The organism is Pusillimonas sp., from assembly GCF_044464525.1.
In the GTDB taxonomy this organism is placed as follows: Bacteria; Pseudomonadota; Gammaproteobacteria; order Burkholderiales; family Burkholderiaceae_B; genus Pusillimonas.
The window spans coordinates 119,709-139,759 of the sequence record NZ_JBIQLE010000006.1; the positions used below are offsets into that span (position 1 = coordinate 119,709).

General features: G+C 60.6%; 20 protein-coding genes. 12 read left to right on the forward strand and 8 right to left on the reverse strand.

Annotated features, from left to right (window positions below; genetic code table 11):
- Positions 1-25: 25 nt before the first annotated feature.
- Positions 26-994 (reverse strand): hypothetical protein, encoded by a 969-nt coding sequence (locus ACIY1O_RS05350; protein WP_397474053.1) that lies wholly within the window; start codon positions 992-994, stop codon positions 26-28.
- A gap of 141 nt (positions 995-1,135) precedes the next feature.
- Here ACIY1O_RS05350 and ACIY1O_RS05355 point away from each other — a divergent pair, with 141 nt between their 5' ends.
- A complete protein-coding gene (locus ACIY1O_RS05355; RefSeq protein ID WP_397474054.1) occupies positions 1,136-2,311 on the forward strand; it encodes a pyridoxal phosphate-dependent aminotransferase in 1,176 nt (391 codons plus the stop codon).
- A gap of 42 nt (positions 2,312-2,353) precedes the next feature.
- Here the strand turns inward: ACIY1O_RS05355 and ACIY1O_RS05360 are convergent, their stop codons facing one another.
- A complete protein-coding gene (locus tag ACIY1O_RS05360; RefSeq protein WP_397474075.1) occupies positions 2,354-3,154 on the reverse strand; it encodes a transglycosylase SLT domain-containing protein in 801 nt (266 codons plus the stop codon).
- 134 nt (positions 3,155-3,288) lie between these two features.
- Here ACIY1O_RS05360 and ACIY1O_RS05365 point away from each other — a divergent pair, with 134 nt between their 5' ends.
- Positions 3,289-4,833: a UbiD family decarboxylase gene (locus ACIY1O_RS05365; RefSeq protein WP_397474055.1), complete on the forward strand. Its 1,545-nt coding sequence runs from the start codon at positions 3,289-3,291 to the stop codon at positions 4,831-4,833.
- Positions 4,834-4,913: 80 nt separating this feature from the next.
- On the opposite strand, the gene ACIY1O_RS05370 is transcribed toward ACIY1O_RS05365, so the two are convergent.
- The 6 genes from ACIY1O_RS05370 to dacB form a co-directional block, all read right to left on the reverse strand.
- Entirely contained in the window at positions 4,914-5,285 is a 372-nt protein-coding gene (locus ACIY1O_RS05370; RefSeq protein WP_397474056.1) for a hypothetical protein, read from the reverse strand.
- Entirely contained in the window at positions 5,278-5,685 is a 408-nt protein-coding gene (locus ACIY1O_RS05375) for a phage holin family protein (RefSeq protein ID WP_397474057.1), read from the reverse strand. The genes ACIY1O_RS05370 and ACIY1O_RS05375 overlap by 8 nt, the downstream gene beginning before the upstream one ends.
- Before the next feature lie 76 nt (positions 5,686-5,761).
- Positions 5,762-6,082: an ElaB/YgaM/YqjD family protein gene (locus ACIY1O_RS05380; RefSeq protein WP_397474058.1), complete on the reverse strand. Its 321-nt coding sequence runs from the start codon at positions 6,080-6,082 to the stop codon at positions 5,762-5,764.
- A 90-nt stretch (positions 6,083-6,172) separates the two neighbouring features.
- Positions 6,173-6,859, reverse strand: a complete 687-nt coding sequence (locus tag ACIY1O_RS05385) for a hypothetical protein (RefSeq protein WP_397474076.1) — start codon at positions 6,857-6,859, stop codon at positions 6,173-6,175.
- A gap of 165 nt (positions 6,860-7,024) precedes the next feature.
- Positions 7,025-7,663 (reverse strand): uracil phosphoribosyltransferase, encoded by a 639-nt coding sequence (upp, locus tag ACIY1O_RS05390; RefSeq protein WP_397474059.1) that lies wholly within the window; start codon positions 7,661-7,663, stop codon positions 7,025-7,027.
- 43 nt (positions 7,664-7,706) lie between these two features.
- Positions 7,707-9,161 carry a D-alanyl-D-alanine carboxypeptidase/D-alanyl-D-alanine endopeptidase gene (dacB, locus tag ACIY1O_RS05395; protein WP_397474060.1) on the reverse strand — a complete coding sequence of 485 codons (1,455 nt, stop codon included), beginning with the start codon at positions 9,159-9,161 and terminating at the stop codon, positions 7,707-7,709.
- A 154-nt stretch (positions 9,162-9,315) separates the two neighbouring features.
- On the opposite strand from dacB, the gene queA reads away from it, so the two are divergent.
- From queA to ACIY1O_RS05445, 10 genes are all read left to right on the forward strand, one after another.
- Positions 9,316-10,359, forward strand: a complete 1,044-nt coding sequence (gene queA, locus ACIY1O_RS05400; RefSeq protein WP_397474061.1) for a tRNA preQ1(34) S-adenosylmethionine ribosyltransferase-isomerase QueA — start codon at positions 9,316-9,318, stop codon at positions 10,357-10,359.
- The gene (tgt, locus tag ACIY1O_RS05405; protein WP_397474062.1) at positions 10,356-11,492 is read left to right on the forward strand and encodes a tRNA guanosine(34) transglycosylase Tgt; all 1,137 of its coding nucleotides are present in this window, start codon (positions 10,356-10,358) and stop codon (positions 11,490-11,492) included. The genes queA and tgt overlap by 4 nt, the downstream gene beginning before the upstream one ends.
- An 83-nt stretch (positions 11,493-11,575) precedes the next feature.
- The gene (gene yajC, locus ACIY1O_RS05410; protein WP_397474063.1) at positions 11,576-11,920 is read left to right on the forward strand and encodes a preprotein translocase subunit YajC; all 345 of its coding nucleotides are present in this window, start codon (positions 11,576-11,578) and stop codon (positions 11,918-11,920) included.
- 97 nt (positions 11,921-12,017) lie between these two features.
- Positions 12,018-13,886, forward strand: coding sequence for a protein translocase subunit SecD (gene secD / locus ACIY1O_RS05415; protein WP_397474064.1), 1,869 nt, complete (start codon positions 12,018-12,020; stop codon positions 13,884-13,886).
- A 59-nt stretch (positions 13,887-13,945) separates the two neighbouring features.
- Positions 13,946-14,881 (forward strand): protein translocase subunit SecF, encoded by a 936-nt coding sequence (gene secF / locus ACIY1O_RS05420; protein ID WP_397474065.1) that lies wholly within the window; start codon positions 13,946-13,948, stop codon positions 14,879-14,881.
- 219 nt (positions 14,882-15,100) lie between these two features.
- Positions 15,101-15,643 carry a carboxymuconolactone decarboxylase family protein gene (locus tag ACIY1O_RS05425; protein WP_397474066.1) on the forward strand — a complete coding sequence of 181 codons (543 nt, stop codon included), beginning with the start codon at positions 15,101-15,103 and terminating at the stop codon, positions 15,641-15,643.
- Positions 15,644-15,664: 21 nt separating this feature from the next.
- Positions 15,665-16,813, forward strand: coding sequence for an acyl-CoA dehydrogenase family protein (locus ACIY1O_RS05430; RefSeq protein ID WP_397474067.1), 1,149 nt, complete (start codon positions 15,665-15,667; stop codon positions 16,811-16,813).
- A gap of 30 nt (positions 16,814-16,843) precedes the next feature.
- A complete protein-coding gene (locus ACIY1O_RS05435) occupies positions 16,844-17,659 on the forward strand; it encodes an ABC transporter ATP-binding protein (protein WP_397474068.1) in 816 nt (271 codons plus the stop codon).
- 107 nt (positions 17,660-17,766) lie between these two features.
- A complete protein-coding gene (locus tag ACIY1O_RS05440) occupies positions 17,767-18,900 on the forward strand; it encodes an ABC transporter substrate-binding protein (protein ID WP_397474077.1) in 1,134 nt (377 codons plus the stop codon).
- 48 nt (positions 18,901-18,948) lie between these two features.
- Positions 18,949-19,731 (forward strand): ABC transporter permease, encoded by a 783-nt coding sequence (locus ACIY1O_RS05445; RefSeq protein ID WP_397474069.1) that lies wholly within the window; start codon positions 18,949-18,951, stop codon positions 19,729-19,731.
- Positions 19,732-20,051: the final 320 nt, after the last annotated feature.

A 20,051-nucleotide genomic window follows, 5' to 3' on the forward strand; every position in this document is an offset into this window, starting at 1 on the left:
CCAAGGCTGCGACACGCAGAACGGCTTACAGATCTTGGCCTGGATCGGGGAAAACTCCCTTAGGATCGAATAAGCTCTTGACGCTTTGATCGAGCGCGCAAGCCTGTTGCCATCGCGCTACAGCCTCTGGTACGGAAGCAGTGGAAGCATTGGCTTCCGCCATGGCGAAACCCGGTGGCGGGCGGCTGGTGTATGCGGTGGACCAATCGACGGAAGGCAGAGGCGGGCCGGCTTCGAAGACCATCCATTGAATCCAGCCCAGGTCACCGCCATGGCCCAACATCAGATGAGCCAGATTGACGTCGCGCCCCCGGCGCGGCGCCAGGGCATCAAGGCGATAGCGTGCGGGCCAGCGATCCAGATCGGTGAACCCGCCGGCCTGCTCGCTACCGGCCAATGCGAATAACCGCGGCACCAGCGTCTGCAGTGTCAGGGTACCAAGAGGCATTCGGTTGTTGGTACCGAAAGGGCCCAGCACGGCGGAGCTTCCATCGGCAAACAGCACTGATGCATGCAGCAATCCAGAACAGTGCGACTCGCCGGGAGCCCATGCGCACAGGCTGCGGTCAGCCGCCCAGGCGGCAACTGTCAGATAGCCCGGCTGATCAACGAACTGGGTAAGGCCCGCATCAACCAACTCGGAAAGCAGCGTGCCCGGCTGGACAAACCACTTGCCGGGGTCGTCGGGCATCGGCTGGCATCCCGCCAGGGACCCATCCAGCTCAATCCATAACACCGACTTCCCCATAAGACTGTCAGCCTGGCCCACGCCGCTCAGGGCCAGTATCACCCCGAATTCGCGACACAGCGCCAGGGCGAGGCGCACGTCGCCGCCGTTGCTTGGAGTGAGGCGGGCGCTGCCCTTGCCATCATAGAGGCCAAAATCAAGGAAATCGCCCGCCACGCCCCTGCGCATGCGTGCGGAAAACTGCTCCCAGGGAGTTCTGGCCGCTCGGCGGCCGGTTAAAAAAGCCCGTCTGGATGTGGACTCCATGGTGTTCCCGCTGCCTGCAAAATGAACAATTGGATTTGAAGAAAGTATACCGGGGGCGCGAGGCTTTTTTCACCCTTGGCTTCTTGAGCGCTGCAAAGGACGCGGCGGACTACAATCAGGATTTTCTCGTCGAGCCCAGCCATGTCCCGCCTTGCCAAGCGCACCGATCAAGTGATGCCTTTTTACGCCGTTGAGATTTTCAAGCAGGCCAGTGTTCTGAATGCGCAAGGCCGGGACATCATCAGCCTCGGTATCGGCGAACCTGACTTCACCGCGCCGGCCCAGGTAGTCGAAACACTGAACCGGGCCGCCTCGGCCGGCCTTAGCGGCTATACCTCGCCTGCCGGCCTGCCGGCTTTGCGCGAAGCGATCGCCCATTATTACGGCGATCAATTCGGCGCTTCGGTCGATCCGGCCCGGGTGGTCGTCACATCGGGCGCTTCCGGCGCCCTGCTGCTGGCCGCCATGGCGCTGATCAATCCCGGCGATGAAGTGCTGCTGGCCGACCCGGCGTATCCGGCCAACCAGAACTTCATCATGGGCGCCGGCGGCATCCCCAAGCTCATTCTCTCGACACCCGAGCAGCGCTTCCAGCTCTCGGCGCAAGACGTGCGCCGGCACTGGGGGCCCGCCACACGCGGCGTCGTCATAGCCTCGCCCAGCAATCCCACCGGCGCCTCCATCGAACGCGAAGCATTGCGTGAACTGATCGCCGAGGTTCGCGTGCGCAACGGCTTCATCATCATGGATGAAATCTACCTGGGCTTGTACTACGGTGATGCCCCGCGCAGCGCACTGACCCTGGACGACGACATCGTCATCATCAACAGCTTCTCGAAATACTTCCACATGACCGGATGGCGTTTGGGCTGGATGATCACGCCGCCCGCCATGATCCCCGCCATCGAAAAACTCGCCGCCAGCCTCGCCATCTGCGCCCCCTCGCTGGCCCAGCATGCCGCCGTCACGTGCTTTGAGCCTGAGGTGATGCGAATCTACGAGCAAAGGCGGCTGTCGTTCAAGCAACGACGCGACTATCTATTGCCCGAGCTCGAGCGTATCGGGCTGCACGTACCCGTCGTGCCCGACGGTGCATTCTATGTGTATGCGGACATCCGCCGCTACAGCAATGACAGCGACGAATTTGTGCACAGGCTTTTGCACGAAGCCGGCGTAGCAACCGTGCCCGGGCGCGATTTCGGGCCTGCTCACGCCGCCCATTCAGTGCGTCTTTCGTACGCCACCGGCCTTGACCGCCTTGGCGAGGCTATCCAGCGAATGGAAACGTTCCTGAACACCCTGGGCGACCGCGCCTAGCCTTCGGGCCGGCCCCGACCTTTGGCGTGGGCCCGCTCTGTCTCACTGGCGCGGGGGGATGCCCGAGGCCAGCGACAACCTGCGCCGTTCGGCCAAGACCTTGGACCCGTACCCGCCATCGCCGGGCCCTGTCGCCCCTACATAGCAAGCCAGGCCGCCGGTAAGCGATCCGCGGCGCTTGATGCAGTCGTGAAGTATCTGGCTTCCCACACGGATGTTTGCGATAGGATTCAGGGCTGCATCGGGGCCGCCCTCGAAGGGTTCGAATTTTTCCTTGTGCACCCTGGTCATCACCTGCATGAGGCCTTGCGCCCCCACATGGCTCTCGGCAAAAGGGTTGTAGCGTGATTCGATCGCAATAACGGCGAGAATCAGCAAAGGATCGAGGTCTTTTTCGCGTCCGACGGCGTAAACGGTATGAGTCAACACCCCCGCCACGTCGTGGGCAATTCGGTATTTTCGCGCGATATAGCTACGCAAGGCCTGACTTTGCACCTTGGTGACGCCGGGTATGGAAAATGAATCGAGTGCGCCAAGCGCCTCGGCGAAAGTCTGGGGTTCTGCGGCGCCGTCAAGCGCGCCGGCCTCGGTATCCGACGGCAGTCGCACTTGACCGCCCGATAAACGATCAGCCAGCGAAAAGCCCGAACCGCCTGCGGCCGGCACGCCCGGCTTGAGACTGACCAGCAACGCCGCATGAATCTGTTGCGACTGATCCCGAAGCGAAGGCACGATGAAGCTCAGGGCCACGGTCACCAATACCGCGATACCCAGATAGACGGCGGCCGCATGCGTCACTTCGCCCACACGCCTTCCAAGCGTACGCACTGAACGATCCAGCAGGGAATAAGCGCCTGACATTGTCATGGCTTGAATCTGCTCCTTTAGAGGCCACGCAAACAACGGGCCTCAAGCAATAAAATAGCGAACTCGATGTTAACCTTAGACGTCCGTCAAAACCACTCAGCGAGAATTACTTGAAATACCGTGACCTGCGGGACTTCATCGCGCAGCTAGAAGGCGCAGGCCAGCTCAAGCGCATCGCCCACCCTGTTTCAACCGCCCTGGAAATGACCGAGATCAGCGACCGGGTGCTGCGCGCCGAGGGGCCGGCCCTGCTGTTCGAGCACCCCATGCATGGCGGCCGGCGCGCCTCCATGCCTGTATTGACGAATCTGTTCGGAACACCTCAACGCGTGGCGCAGGGCATGGGAGCCGACGACGTCGCTTCCTTGCGCGACATTGGCGAGCTGCTGGCATCGTTACGAGAGCCCGAAGCCCCTCGCGGCTTGCGAGACGCTTTCGCCAAAGTATCCATGCTGAAGTCGGCCCTGTGGGACATGGCTCCCAAACGCATCCGCAACCCGGCCTGCCAAGAAATCGTGCTGGAAGGCAACGACGTCGATCTGAACAATATTCCCCTGCAGACCTGTTGGCCCGAAGATATCGCCCCGCTGCTTACCTGGGGTCTTGTGATCACGCGTGGACCCAATGCCCGCCGCCAGAACCTCGGCATCTACCGGCAGCAGATCATCGGCCGCAACAAACTCATCATGCGCTGGCTGTCGCATCGGGGCGGCGCGCTCGATTTTCGCGACCATGCGCTGGCCCACCCCGGCACGCCGTTTCCAATCGCCGTCGCCTTGGGCGCCGACCCGGCCACCACGTTAGGCGCGGTAACCCCTGTGCCCGACAGCCTTTCCGAATACCAGTTTGCAGGCCTGCTAAGGGGCTCCCGCACCGAAGTCGCGGCGGCCCTGGGAAGCGACCTGACTGTTCCTGCGTTTGCGGAAATCGTCCTGGAAGGCCATATATTGCCCTCAAGCCACCCGCAAGCGCTTGCGCCGCAAGTACCCGAAGGCGTTCGCCCGCCAGCCGACAAAGCCTATGAAATGGCGCTTGAGGGCCCCTACGGAGATCACACCGGGTACTACAACGAGCAAGACTGGTTCCCCGTCTTTACCGTAGAGCGCGTCACGATGCGCCGCAATCCCATCTATCACAGCACCTATACAGGCAAGCCCCCCGATGAGCCGGCCGTACTGGGCGTGGCCCTGAACGAGGTGTTCGTGCCGCTGCTGCGCCGACAGCTTCCGGAAATCGTCGATTTCTACTTGCCGCCCGAAGGGTGCAGCTATCGCCTGGCCGTCATTTCGATCCGCAAGCAGTACGCAGGCCATGCCAAACGGGTCATGTTCGGCCTGTGGAGCATATTGCGGCAGTTCATGTATACGAAATTCATTATCGTTGTCGACGACGATGTGAACATACGCGATTGGAAAGAAGTGGTGTGGGCCATGACCACCCGCATGGACCCGGCACGCGACACATTGCTGGTCGAGAACACGCCCATCGATTACCTGGACTTTGCCTCGCCGGTCTCGGGGCTGGGCGGAAAAATGGGCATGGACGCCACCAATAAATGGCCGGGCGAAACGGATCGCGAGTGGGGCCGGCCTATCCGCATGGACGACGACGTGAAGGCGCGTGTCGACGCCATGTGGAGCGATTTGGGCCTTTAAGCCCGCTCGCGCGCGCTTAAGACTGGCCTGCCTAGGCCCCGCGAGCGGCTTTACACAGCAGCAGGCGAATACCGTATGGCTTAGCGCCGCCTGCCTGCCCTGTTGTCGTTGCTGTCGCCGCCCATATTACGTGCGACTTGCCAGCTTAATAGCAGGCCGGCGCCCAGACGCAATAGCCGGTGTCGTTTCCGCACGCCCGAAAGCAGGGCCGATGCGGTGGACACGATGAAGGGGTAGCGTCGCACAAGATTCAACCCCTGAAACATCCAGTCGGTAGGTCGCTTGCGGCTTACCGATGCCGGCAACAGGCCGCGCAGCAAGGCCGACGGCTTCAGGTCTTGGCCGAGGCGCCGAAAACTGTTTCCCAGCGTTTGGCGCTCGATGGCGGCGCGTGCCCGCAACAGTTCTATTTTTACTTCGCGCAACCGTGCGGCCGAGGGTTTTTTAGCCATGCCGGCCTCCTCTGTCGTCGGGTTCGTCAGGTTCACGCAGACGCTCGGCCAATGCGATGTCGCGCTTGAGCTCGTCGAGCGTTGCGGAAAAAGGCGAAGGCCCGTTGCTTAGGCAATGCCAGACTCCTGCAAAAAGGCCCAGGCCCAGTATGGCGTAAATGAGGGCGAGCACGCCCAGCGCCAGGTAGCGTTCTTCGGTCGGCCAAAAATACAACGCAACCGCCACCGAAAACACCAACAAGGCCAGGCCGGCAAACAGCAGCCCGCCCAAGGCCATGCACAGAACCCGGATAAGACGCGACTTTTCGCCCGAGGCTTCAAGGGAAAAGAGCTCGAGCCGCGTGCGGGCCATCGACAACACCGTGGTTACGAGGTCTCCGACAGAGTGTCTTAGCGCCATAACTCCCCTTTTGGTTGTGGCCGCGGCCCGGCCCTACGGGTTACCAAGGCGGGCCGAGGCGAGTTTTTCAGCCTGCTTAGTTGCGGCTGATGAGCATACCCACCAGTAACCCGGCAAGCCCGGCAAGCCCGGCAGCCTGCCACGGGTTGTCGTGGACATAGTCATCGGTGGCGCGAGCCGCCTGCCGGCCCTTGGCAAGAACCGCGTCTTGCGCATCGTACAGAGCGACACGGCTGCGACGCAGCGACTCCATGGCTTTTTCACGCAACTCGGTGGCTTTGTCGCCGGTGGCGTCCGCCGCCTCGCGCAAAAGCTTTTCGGCATCGTCGAGGCTTTCTTTTACGCTGTCTATGAACTGGTCCTCTTTGGTTTGGAGGTCATCTTTGCTTCGTGCCATGGTTAGGCTCCTTTTGGAAGTTAAAAAATACCGCCATCGTCAATTCGATATTAGCGGAACCAGCAAACTAATTTATTGACAGTCGTCATGTTATTTGAGTTCAGTTACCTCAACGGTGGAAGAAACGCCTTGCTGCCGGCTCTCTTGCCTCATGACCATGTTCATTTCAGGGCAGAACCAGTCGGTAACGGTTGAGTTGATCTCGGGAATGGGCAGCACCAATCCGCTGAACGATGCCTGAGTTGATTCAATGACCCGAGAATAATTGATCGGCCAGCACGATTGCCGGCCCGCCGCTGTATCTATCAAGGCTTTCTCGCCTACGGTTTTAGCACCCGTATGCACCACGACCGGCTTGGCGTCTACGCCCTTGTGATCAACGTTGATCTGAAAATTGCGAGCTGGAAAGGTTTGCCCCGCACGCGTGATGGGCTCGCCGTACGAGAACAGCCCCAGCATGCGCAGGTCGAACTTGCCTTCGACAGGCTCACGCCCGCCCTGTTCTGTCTGGCGCTCGAAGCTTGCGTTTCCGTCGCGCAGCGTCATCCAGTAGTCAAGGTTGGACTTGCCCGCGGGAAGGCCGGCCAGGCCAAATGTGGCAACACCGCTAACACGCGCCTGACAATCGCCGTTGGCCGCCTTCTTGACTTCGGAAAAAGCAAGATCTGCCCCCAGACGCAAGGCGCCCGAGCCGTCGAGACGCAGTTTCCCTTGTTCGTGCATGAAAGGGGCGTCGCATAGGCCGGCCGCCGCGGGGGCGGCGTGCAAACCGAACATCAGAAAAGGCAGGATAAGAGCCGTTCGTGCCGCCAAGTGCATTGCATCACCTTGATTGAAGGGCAACAGTTACATCCTACCTGCTTTGCGCGGCCCATGTGAGCCGGAGCGGTGCAAAAAGGTTATCAATATCTTACAGCGACCACCTGCGGCCTGCGGTTTTTTTTAATCGTCTTTCTGTTTGGTGCCGAATATGCGGTCGCCTGCGTCGCCCAGGCCAGGAATAATGTAGCCGTTGGCATTCAGATGACTGTCAATGGAAGCCGTGAAGATTTGTACGTCGGGATGGACGGCTTCGACCGCACTGATACCCTCTGGCGCAGCCACCAGCACCAGCGCACGGATGTTGCGGCATCCGGCTTTTTTGAGCATGTCGATGGTGGCGACCATGGTGCCCCCCGTCGCCAGCATGGGGTCCACGATAAGGGCCAGGCGTTGCTCAAGGGAACCAACCAGGCGTTCGAGGTAAGGCTGGGCTTCAAAGGTTTCCTCATCGCGCGCAATGCCCACCGCACTGACCTTGGCGCCCGGAATCAGCGTAAGAACCCCTTCGAGCATACCGATGCCGGCGCGCAATATGGGCACCACTGTCACCTTCTTTCCTGCCAGCTTTTCCACCGCGATCTGGCCACACCAGCCTTGCACCGTGGTGGGTTCCAGCGGCAAATCTTTTGTGGCTTCGTACGTAAGCAGCGCAGCAATCTCTTGCGACATCTCGCGGAAGTTCTTGGTGCTGAGGTCGGCTCGCCGCATCAAACCCAGCTTGTGGCGTATCAGCGGATGGCGAATTTCGTTTATGGACATGGTTTTAATTAATCTGCGAAGGTATGGGCCGGCATGATGGGCATCAACGGGCCGCCAGCCAGGAAATGAGCGCATCGTCGAACCGGCGGATGGCTGTGGCGCGCTCGCCATTGGCCAGGCTGACCACAATATAACGCTTGCCGCTGGCGCCCAGGACATATCCGGCCAGGGCACGGGCATCGCGCAAGGTGCCCGTCTTGAGATGCGCCATGCCGCGGACTTCGTCCTGGCGCAGGCGCCGCCGCATCGTACCATCGACGCCGGCGATCGCCAGAGAGGAAACGAACTCGGGCATAAGGGGTGAGCGCCAGGCAGCCTCCAGCATGCCCGCCAGGCCGTCAGCCGTCAGGCGTTCGGCTCTGGACAGGCCCGAGCCGTTATCGATATGCCAGCCCCGGGTGTCCACGCCCTGCTCATGCAGCAACGCCAAGGCGGCCTGGGAGCCGCTTGCCGTCGTGGCCGGCCGGCCTCCGTTTTCGGCGGCAAGTGTCAGCAACAACAGCCGCGCCATGACGTTGTTGCTTTGCTTGTTGACCTGGCGAATGGTGTCGGCCAGGGTTTCGGAATCGCTCCACGCGATGAGCTGGGCATTGCCGGGAACCTTGCCAGGCCCTATGCCCTTGGCCAGCGTGCCGCCCAATTCCCGCCATAAGTGCCGGAACATGCCTGCAAAGTGTTCGGGCTGGGTTCTTACCAAGCGGTAGATGCTGAACTCGCCGCAAGACCCTGCCGCCGAGCCGGCAACTTCGATGATTGTCGTCGCGCCCGTTTGACGCGCCCGGGCGGAAACCGACGGCGAGCCGGGGCAGACCGCGTCGCTGTAGCCCACTTCGCCCACCACTTTCACGCCCGGCAGCGGTGGGTCAACGATCGGAATCCACTTTTTCCCCACCGCGTCGGGTACGAACAATAGGCGCGCGGCGCCAAGGCCCACCATCATGGCGTCGGGGCTGGCGTTGTAGGGGCGGTCGCCCGAAGCGTCGAACTCATTGGGATCAATGGCAACCTGGCCGAAGATGGAACGGTCTACCACGACCTCGCTTAGATTCTTTATGCCCCGCAGCCGAAGTTCACGCAATAAGAACCACAGTTCTTCCTGGGTCATGAACGGGTCGCCCGACGCCTTGATGTACAAAGGCCCCCGCAAGCCGCCCTGCTCGTCGATTCGAGCGCCGTGCCCCGATAACAGTTCTGTGCGCCAACGATACTCTGGGCCCAGGCCCGACAGCGCCGCCCAGGTGGTAACCATTTTCATGACTGAGGCTGGGTTGCGCGGCACGCCCGGATTGAGTTCGATCAGGCGCTGCCCGCCAAGCTCTTGCACGACCAGGGAAACGTCTGCCTGCTGCACGCCGGCCGACCGCCACGCCTGTTCAAGCTCGGGCGGCAGCGCCTGGGCGCCCGCAGTCGCGGCTAAAGCTGCGCCGCAAGCCAGCGCAACGGCCGCCGCTTGACATGCAAAACGCAACACACTGTGAAAAAACAGGGACACCATCATCACACCATGGCCCGATGAAAAAACACCAGCATACCGAAACTGCACGGCTGGAAGCTAGCATTCGGGGCGGGAAATTACGGCAAGGTTCGGGGCCAGGCCCGCCATAAGGCTAAAATTGCATGTTGACCACCGCATAGCACCAGACCTCCAACGCGTGAACACCTCGCTTCAACTGTCGCAATTCGACTATTACCTTCCCCCCGAGCTTATCGCCCAGACTCCCGCGGCCACGCGGCGCGGCAGCAAGCTGCTGCATCTGGACGCCGCTTCCCGTCTCCACGACCGGCATTTCACCGATCTGCCCGCGTTGCTGCGCCCCCACGACCTGCTGGTGTTGAACAACACCCAGGTCATCAAGGCCCGACTGCGCGGCCAAAAAGACAGTGGCGGCAAGGTCGAGATATTGGTCGAACGCATCACCGGGCCGACCACCGCGCTGGCCCACATCAAGGCCAGCAAGTCGCCCAAGCCTGGCGCCGCACTGCACTTGTCAGACGGCGCCTTTACAGCCAGTGTCACCGGCCGCCAGGATGAGCTGTTCGAACTGGAGTTCCCTGGGCGTGTGCTTGAACTGCTGGAAAGACACGGCGCAACGCCGCTGCCGCCGTACATTACGCACGAAGCGCAGGCCCAGGACGAAGAGCGGTACCAGACGGTATACGCTCAGTCTCCCGGCGCCGTGGCCGCACCCACCGCAGGCTTGCATTTTGACCAGCCCATGCTTGATGCGCTGGCCGCGCAGGGCGTCGAGCATTGTTTCGTGACGCTGCACGTGGGCGCGGGCACCTTTCAGCCCGTGCGGGTAGAAGACCTTTCCCAGCATCAGATGCACGCTGAACGCTACGTGGTTTCGCAAGACGTCATTCGACAAATTGAAGCCGCCCGCCGCAACGGAGGCCGGATCATTGCCGTGGGCACCACCAGCGTGCGCGCCCTGGAGTCCGCCGCAGCACATGCAGACTGCGGCCCGGACCCCTTCGAAGGCGACACCCGCCTGTTCATCACGCCGGGCTACCGCTTTCGATACGTCGATGCGCTGATAACCAACTTCCATTTGCCCAAATCAACGCTCTTGATGCTGGTATCCGCCTTGGCCGGCATGGAGCCAATACAGCGGGCATACGCTCATGCGGTACAGTGCCGCTATCGTTTTTTTAGCTATGGCGACGCCATGTTCATCGAAACCCCACTATCATGACCGGCTTGCAATTCGAGCTTCTGGCCACCGACGGCGCCGCACGGCGCGGTCGCCTCACCCTGAATCACGGTGTGGTGCAGACGCCTATCTTCATGCCTGTAGGCACCTATGGCAGCGTCAAGGCGATGCTGCCGCACGAACTGGAAGAAATCGGCGCCCAGATCGTGCTGGGCAATACCTTCCACCTATGGCTGCGGCCCGGCACCGAGGTGCTGGACAAGCACGGCGGCTTGCACGGCTTCATGCAATGGCAAAAACCCATTCTTACCGACTCGGGCGGCTTCCAGGTCTTCAGCCTGGACGTACTGCGCAAGATCACGGAAGAAGGCGTGAAATTCGCGTCGCCCATCGACGGCTCCAGGCTGTTCCTCACACCCGAGGAATCGATGCGCATTCAGCGCTCGCTCAACTCGGACATCGTCATGGTGTTCGACGAATGCACCCCTTACACCATCGACGGCCGTCCGGCCACGGCCGAAGAAGCGGCTCGCTCGATGCGCATGTCGCTGCGCTGGGCCAAGCGCTCGCGCGATGCCTTCGACACATTGCAAAACCCGAATGCCTTGTTCGGCATCGTCCAGGGCGGCATGTACGAGGCCCTGCGCGACGAATCGCTGGCCGGCCTGGTCGACATCGGCTTCCATGGCTATGCCATCGGCGGCCTGTCGGTGGGCGAGCCCAAAGAGGACATGCAAAGGGTGCTGGCCCACATCACGCCGCGCATGCCCGCCCACGCCCCCCGCTACCTGATGGGTGTGGGAACGCCCGAAGACCTGGTCGAGGGCGTCAGCCGCGGCGTGGACATGTTCGATTGCGTCATGCCCACGCGCAATGCACGCAATGGCTGGCTGTTTACGCGGTATGGCGACATCAAGATACGCAATGCGCGTTACCGGGACGACACCCGTGCGCTGGACCCCTCGTGCACGTGTCATACTTGCTCGCGTTTTTCTCGCGCCTATCTGCATCACTTGCACCGGTCCAATGAAATCACCGGCGCACGTCTGAATACGCTGCACAATCTGCACTTCTACCTGACCATCATGGACGAGATGCGCCAGGCCATTGCGGAAGGCAAATTCGAAATCTGGCGAAATCAATTTGCCGAAAACCGGGCTCGCGGCATCGAATAGCCCTAGATATCGCTACAATAGAAGATTCGGTTTTTTTGAACCTTCCTTACAAATACTTTCACAGTCACGACCAGGAGCCATACATGCAGGCAGTCGATCTACTCAATCTCATAACCGCACAAGCGGCGGGCGACGCCACGAGCGGGCTGATGGGCATGCTGCCTATCATCCTGATGTTCGTCATCCTGTATTTCTTGATGATCCGTCCCCAAATGAAACGCCAGAAAGAACATCGCAACCTGGTGGCCGCATTGGCCAAGGGCGATGAAGTCATCACTTCGGGCGGCATGCTGGGCAAGGTCACCAAGGTGGGAGACAGCTATATCACGGTCGAAGTGGCCGAGCTGGCCGACAAACCGGTCGAGGTCGTCCTGCAGCGCACTTCGGTGTCAAACGTACTGCCCAAGGGCACCATCAAGGCGCTGTAGTCCCATCGCGCCGGGCCTAGCGCCCTGAAGCCCGGAGGATGGTTCCACCGGGGCCCGCCGTCCGGGGGCCCCCTCCCGTTTTTCATATTGACCGACGATGAACCGTTATCCCCTTTGGAAATACCTCACCGTACTGGTGGCCCTGATCATCGGGCTGCTCTATACGCTTCCTAATTTTTTCGGCGAATCGCCGGCGGTGCAAATCGCGGGGGCCAAGGCTGCGGTCAAGATCGACAACACCGTACTGGCAAGGGCTCAGCAAGTACTGGCCGAGCGCGGCATAGAATCGACCGGCGCCTACTACGAGCAAACCGGTCCGGTAGGTGCGGTGCGCATACGTTTTGCCACGCCCGACATTCAACTCCAGGCAAAAGACGCACTCGAAAAAGCGTTCAACCCCAACCCGGAGGACCCCGATTACACCATCGCCCTGAACCTGTTGTCGGCCTCGCCCAACTGGCTCACAGCAATCGGAGCCCGCCCCATGTACCTGGGGCTCGACCTTCGCGGCGGGGTTCATTTCCTGCTCGAGGTCGACATGCAAGGCGCCCTCACGGGCCGTTACGATTCCATCGCCAACGACGTGCGCAGCACATTGCGAGATGCGCGCATCGCGGTATCGGGCGTCGAGCGTAGCGATCATACCGTCGTGGCGCGCTTCGGCGATGCTCAAAGCCGCGACAACGCAGTCTCCGAGCTGCGTCGCACCATGCCTGACATGGTGTTCTCCACCGGCGCCTCCGGCGACAGCTTTCTTCTGAGCGGCACGCTTACAGATTCGGCCATCTCTCAAGTACAAAACCACGCGCTGCGCCAGAACATCGTCACGTTGCACAACCGCATCAACGAACTGGGCGTGGCCGAGCCCGTCATCCAGCAACAGGGCGGCGATCGCATCATCGTCCAGTTGCCGGGCGTACAAGACGTAGCCAAGGCCAAGGAAATTCTCGGTCGCACGGCCACGCTTGAAATCCGCATGGTTGACGACTCTCCCTCGGCACAGGCGGCCTTGTCCGGCGGCAGTGTTCCGTTCGGGCTCGAGCGCTATACCGACGCCGATGGGCGGCCGCTGCTGCTGCGCCGGCAGGTCGTGCTAACGGGCGAAAACCTGCAGGACGCACAACCGGGCCGCGACCAGCAAACGCAACAACCGTCCGTCAACCTTACGCTTGACGCCAAGGGAGCGCGCATTTTCCGGGATGTCACGCGCGACAACATCGGCAAGCGCATGGCCATTTTGCTGTTCGAGAACAACAAGGGGCAGGTCGTTACCGCGCCGGTCATCCGCAGCGAAATTCCCGGCGGCCAAGTACAGATCAGCGGCAGCATGAACGCCCAAGAGGCCGCCGATATCGCGCTGTTGCTGCGTGCCGGCTCGCTTGCCGCCCCCATGAGCATCATCGAAGAGCGCACCATCGGCCCCAGCTTGGGCGCCGACAACATCAAGATGGGCTTCAACTCCACGCTGTACGGGTTCTTGGCCATTGCAGTGTTCATCATCGCCTACTACCGCTTGTTCGGCATGTTCTCCACCCTGGGCCTGGCCTTCAACGTGCTCTTGCTGCTGGCCGTGCTGTCCATGCTGCAAGCCACATTGACGCTGCCCGGCATCGCGGCCATCGCCCTGACCCTGGGCATGGCCATCGACGCCAACGTGCTCATCAATGAACGAATACGCGAAGAACTTCGCGCAGGGCTGCCGCCCCAGCAAGCCATCTACCAAGGCTTCGAACGGGCCTGGGGCACCATCGTCGACTCCAACCTCACCACGCTCATTGTGGGCATTGCGCTTCTGGCGTTCGGAACGGGGCCCATACGGGGCTTTGCGGTCGTCCATTGCATCGGCATTCTCACCTCGATGTTCTCATCGGTGGTCGGGGTCCGAGCCCTGGCCAACCTTTGGTACGGCCGCCGCCGCAAGCTGCAAAGCATTTCAATCGGCCAGATCTGGAAACCCAAAGACTGATGCTTCATGCCGGAACGCCCCGCGTTCCGGCATGCGTTTAACACAGGTACGAAACCACCATGGAATTTTTCCGCATCCGCCGCACCATCCCGTTCATGCGCCACGCGCTGGTGCTGAACCTGATCAGCCTGATTACATTTGCGCTGGCGGTCTTCTTCATCGCCTCTCGCGGCTTTCATCTGTCCATCGAGTTCACCGGGGGCACCGTGATGGAGGTGCATTATTCCCAGGGAGCCCAAATCGAGAAAGTGCGCGATGCAGTCTCGTCGCTGGGCTACAGCGACTTCCAGGTACAGAACTTCGGCACGTCGCAAGACGTCATGATCCGCCTGCCCGTGCGTCAAGACGTGGGGTCTGCCGCCCAAAGCGAAACGGTACTGGAAGCCCTTAGAGCTCAGGCGTCCGATGTCGAACTTCGCCGCGTCGAATTTGTTGGCCCGCAGGTGGGGCAAGAGCTTGTCACCAACGGCCTGCTGGCATTGCTGTTTGTGGTCGTCGGCATCATGATCTACCTGGGCGTCCGCTTCGAATGGAAATTCGCAGTGGCGGGCGTGATTGCCAACCTGCACGACGTCGTCATCATCCTGGGCTTCTTCGCTTTCTTCCAATGGGAGTTCTCACTGGCCGTGCTGGCGGGGGTGCTGGCCGTGCTGGGCTACTCGGTCAACGAATCCGTGGTCATCATGGACCGCATCCGAGAAAATTTCCGTAAGCAGCGCACCTCCTCGGTAAAGGAAGTCATCAACAGCGCCATCACTCAAACAATCTCTCGCACCATCATCACTCACGGTTCTACCCAAATGATGGTGCTTTCCATGTTTTTCTTTGGCGGCCCCACTCTGCACAACTTCTCGCTGGCGCTGACCATCGGCATCTGGTTCGGCATCTACTCATCGGTTTTTGTGGCGGCAGCCATTGCCATGTGGCTGGGTGTCAAACGCGAAGACATGGTCAAGCCAGTCAAAAAAGACGACCCGGCCGCCGAGATCATGTAGCCGGCGCGTACCGCAGGTAGCGGACGACATCACCGCAACAAAAAAGGCCTCTTCTTCGGAAGAGGCCTTTTTTGTTGCAGCGCCATATACCCAAATGGAATAACCAAATTTCCTTATATTCGTTTGGTATCTATGGACGCCTCTATAGAATAAATTGAAATAAGGAGCCGCCCGAAATTTCCTGCTGCGGCCCTTCCAATTCTTTTTTGTTGAAGACTAATGAGCCGACTCACTATACAAACCATAGAAACCGCCGCCGACGAAGCCAAAGAGCGCCTAAGCAACGCCAAGAAGGCCAACGGCTTCCTTCCGAACCTTCTGGGTGTACTGGCAAACGCGCCCACCGCGCTGGAAACCTATCAAACCGTGGGCGCCATCAACGCTCGCACCTCGCTCAGCGGCGAAGAGCGCGAAGTCGTGCAGATTACCGCCGCCCGGCGCAATGAATGCGGTTTTTGCGTAGCAGGCCACACCGCCCTGGCCCGCAAGAAACTGGCCATGCCCGAAGACATCATCGAAGGCCTGCGCGAGACAAAAGCTCTTGGCGACCCCAAGCTCAATGCCTTGGCCGTGTTCACCCTGGCCGTCATGGAGAGCCGCGGGCAGGTCGGCGACGACGACCTCAAGGCCTTCTTCGCCGCCGGCTACAACCAGCAAGCCGCGCTCGAAGTCGTGCTGGGCGTCAGTCTGGCCACCTTGTGCAACTACGCCAACAACCTGGCCCAGACACCGATCAATCCTGAACTACAGCCTTTCGCCTGAGATCCAGAACGAGGAACAGCAGTGTCCCAGACTCAAGCCGCCTTCCTGGCGCCCATCGCCCAACTGATAGAAACCGAGCTCGCTCCGCAGGTACAGGCCATCGACCGCGAGGGCCTGTACCCTGCGCAGTTCATGCATAAGCTGGGCGCTTTAGGCGGCTTTGCGGCAGCCCTGCCGGCCCAAGGCAGCGGCAACGGACAAGGGCTGGCGGCTCAAATCGAGGTTACAGCCCGGGTGGCCGAACACTGCGGCTCCACAGCGTTTCTGGTCTGGTGCCAATCCAGTTGCGCCTGGTATTTGCATAACTCCGACAACTCTGCGGTGCGCGAGCGCTATCTGGACGACGTGGCTCAAGGCCGCTTGCTGGCGGGCACGGGAATGTCCAATGCCGTCAAGCACTTGGCCGGCATTGAAAAAATCCATCTGCGCGCCCGCCGAGAAGGTGACAGCTACGTCGTCAACGGCTCGCTGCCCTGGGTGTCAAACGTCGGCAAAGGCCACTTGGCCATCGTCGCGGCCGCTGTCGAGGACGAAGGCTACATCATGTTTGCCGTTCCCAGCAGCGCGGCCGGCTTCCAATCGCGCCCCTGCCTGGAGTTCTCGGGCCTGGAAGGTACCCAGACGCTCAATCTGCGCTTCCAGAACGTGACAATTCCGTCCGACGACGTACTGGCCCACCCCGGCCAGTTCAAGCAATACATCAGTCGTATCAAGCCGGGTTTCGTATTGGGACAAATCGGCATGGGCATGGGCATCGTGCGGGCTTGCGCCGCCATTGCACGCGACAGCAATGCCAGCGTCGGCCATGTGAACGTATTTCTGGACGACCAGGAAGCAGACCTGACCGCCCAACTTGCCGCCTTGGAAACGCAAGTCGCCAAACTGGCGCTCATCGCTCAAGCCGGTACGACCGACATGCTGCCGATCTTGAAGGCGCGCGCCGCCATCAGCGAACTGACCCTCAAAGCCGCCAACTCGGCAGTTCTTCATGCAGGCGCCAAAGGTTATCTGATGATCCATCCCGCCCAACGCCGTTTGCGGGAAGCCGTCTTCGTGGCCATTGTCACCCCGGCACTTAAGCATCTGCGCAAGGAAATTTACGCGCTCGAGAAAGCGGCCCATACAGCTCATGCCGAATCCACATCTTCCGTGGACACGGCAGCCGCTTAGCGCCGAACACAATTCGAGGCATACGCAATCATGGCTATTTCGTTCAAGCAAGCGCCCACCGTGCTCGAGGCGCAATCCATCGAGCTAAGCTACAAGCGCGCCAACAACCAGCCCAACACTGTGTTGCGCAATTTCTCACTGAAGGTCGCACAAGGCGAAATCGTCGCCGTACTTGGGCCCAGCGGAGTCGGAAAATCGTCTTTGCTGCGCGTCCTGGCGGGCCTGCAGCAAGCCCAGCAAGGCACAGTCCACGTGCACGGCGAGCGCTTGCGCGGAGCTCATCCGCGTCTCAGCTTTGTGTTTCAGGATGCCAGCCTGCTTCCGTGGCTCAATCTGGCCGAAAACGTAGGCTTCGGCCTTGATTTCAAGCATCAGCCGCAGATCAGCAAGGCCGAGAAAAAATCCCGTGTCGCCGCAGCCATAGCCGATGTCGACCTGAACGATGCAATAGAACGCTATCCAGCCGAGCTTTCCGGCGGCATGGCCCAACGCACGGCATTGGCTCGCAGTTTGGCGCGCCAGCCCGAAATCCTGCTGCTGGATGAGCCATTCAGCGCCTTGGACGAGATCACGCGGGGCGATATGCAAACCCTGCTGCTGCGCATCACCAAAAAATACCAGACCGCCGCCGTGCTGGTGACCCACGACATCGACGAGGCCCTGACAGTCGCCGACCGTATCGTGCTCATCGGCGGCAAGCCGGGCGAGTTGATCGGGCAATGGCAGATTCCGGGCAACCATCCGCGCGACACCGTCGGCGCCGAAATCACCTCCATCCGGCTTCAGATCATGCAATTGCTGCGCGATTCGCGCGGAATCTCCGAACCGCAAAAACTCGCCGCCTGATACATCCGGCCGCAAACACCCAAGAAAACATATTCCAGGAACATTCCGTGACTCAATCCGCTGACACCACTCTTGCTCGCCGCCGCCAGTTTCTCAAGCTGTCCTCTATGTTTACCGCAGCCGGCGCCCTGCCCCTGCTGCAAATGCAGAACGTGGCGCGCGCGGCGGAGCCTGATGCGCCCCTGCGTATCGGCTATCTGCCCATCACCGACTCCACGCCCCTGCTGGTCGCCCACCACAACAATCTTTTCCAGGATCAGGGCCTGCAGGTTGAAAAGCCACGCATGTTCCGCAGCTGGGCGCAGATCGTCGAAGCGTTCCTGGCCGGACAAGTCAACGCGGTCCACTTGCTTTCGCCAATGACCGTCTGGGCGCGCTATGGCAGTCAGTCGAAGGCCAAGGTCGTGGCATGGAACCATATGTCCGGCTCGGGTTTGACGGTACAAAACGACGTCGACAGCCTGGAAGACCTGGGCGGCACGACAGTGGCCATTCCCTTCTGGTATTCGCTGCACAACGTAGTGCTGCAACACCTGCTGCGCAGCAAGGGGCTCGAGTCCATCAGCGACGGCGAGCCCACCAAACAGCAGGTGAAGCTAGTGGTGATGGCGCCCTCCGACATGGTGCCCGCCCTGGCCAACAAGCAGATCTCCGGCTATATCGTGGCCGAGCCCTTCAACGCATCCGCCGAGGTGCTCAAGATCGGCAAGATCTTGCGCTTCACCGGCGACGTCTGGAAGGACCACGCCTGCTGTGTGGTGCTGATGCACGAGCAAGACCTTCAACAGCGCCCCGAGTGGACCCAGAAGGTCGTCAACGGCATCGTTCAGGCCCAGGCCTGGATTCAGGACAACCGTGAAGAAACCGCTCGCATCCTGTCCAAGGAAAACCCGCAGCGCTACACGCCGCACTCTTACGAGGCGCTGGCCCAGGTGCTGCAACCCGAGTTGCTCAACACTCAGCTGTATGAATCCAATGGCGCCATCGTCAATACCGACTGGAACGAAAAGCGCATCGATTTCCAGCCCTATCCTTTCCCCAGCTACACCGAGGAACTGATCGTGAAGCTGAAGGAAACGCTGGTACTGGGCCGCAACGAATTCCTGGCCGAGCTCGACCCCTCTTTCGTGTCCAAAGACCTGGTCGACGACAGTTTCGTGCGCAAAGCCATCGAGCAAATCGGGGGCCCTGCCACGTTCGGCCTCGAGTCATTCGATCGTGAAGAGATCATCACCACATAAGCCCGGCGGCGCGACGCGTTCGCGCCGTTCTGTCGTTCCCACACCTATATGATTCAAAGTCTGAAAACCCGCAACGCCTCAACGTGGACCTATGGCATCGCAGGCCTGGCGGCCCTGGTTGCCTTGTGGTGGCTGGGCGTCTATCTGCTGCAAGGGGGCATACCCCTTGCGTCTTCGCTGCGTCCGGGTCCGGCCTTTGTCAGCTTGTTCGAGCTGATCAGCCAGAACCAGCTGACATCCCATACGCTGGTAAGCCTTAAGCGAGTAGCTGTCGGGCTGAGTCTTGCCCTGTTGCTGGGCATACCCATCGGGCTCGCCATCGGCTCGTCTCGACTGCTCGAAAAAAGCACCAGCAGCGCGTTCCAGTTCTTGCGCATGATTTCGCCGCTGTCATGGATGCCCATCGCGGTGATGGTGTTCGGTATCGGCGATGCGCCCATCTACTTCCTGCTGACCTTCGCCGCGGTATGGCCGATTATTCTTAATACGGCAGCGGGGGTGAAGCAGTTGAATCCGAAGTGGCTGCTACTTGCGAAGAGCCTTAGTGCGACGCGCGCAGAAGTGCTGTTCCGCATCGTCATCCCGGGCATTCTGGGTCATATCCTTACCGGTGTGCGACTGGCGATCGGGATCATCTGGATCATCCTCGTACCTTGCGAGATGCTGGGTGTCAGTTCGGGCCTGGGCTATTTTATTCTCGATACGCGTGATCGCCTGGCTTATTCAGAGCTGATGGCTGTGATTGTGCTGATCGGTGCGTTGGGCTTCATGCTTGATATCCTGGCACAGAAGCTTTATCAGCGCTGGACGCATAGTACTTCGAGCGATTAGTTATTTCTTGCAATTGAGGCGTCTGCACAGGTAGATGCAGCCTCCGTTTGAGTCCTTCAGCGCGCTGTGGGGTGAGGCAATTTAGTTTGAGTTCTTGAGCGCCGCTGTGGCCGAGGCATATTTAGCCGGGCGGTCGGGCGGTTTGCGGCAGCGCCCTCCAACGCCCGGCTAAATATGCCTCGGCCACAACAGCTTAGGATATCGCAAGGCGGTAGATCTCAAGGCGAGCGTCAGCGAAGCGTTGCTCTACAGCCCACCCAACCCTAAGCCTTCTGGTCGTGGAGCCTGGGCCCCGGGCGTTGGAGGGCGCTGCCGCAAAC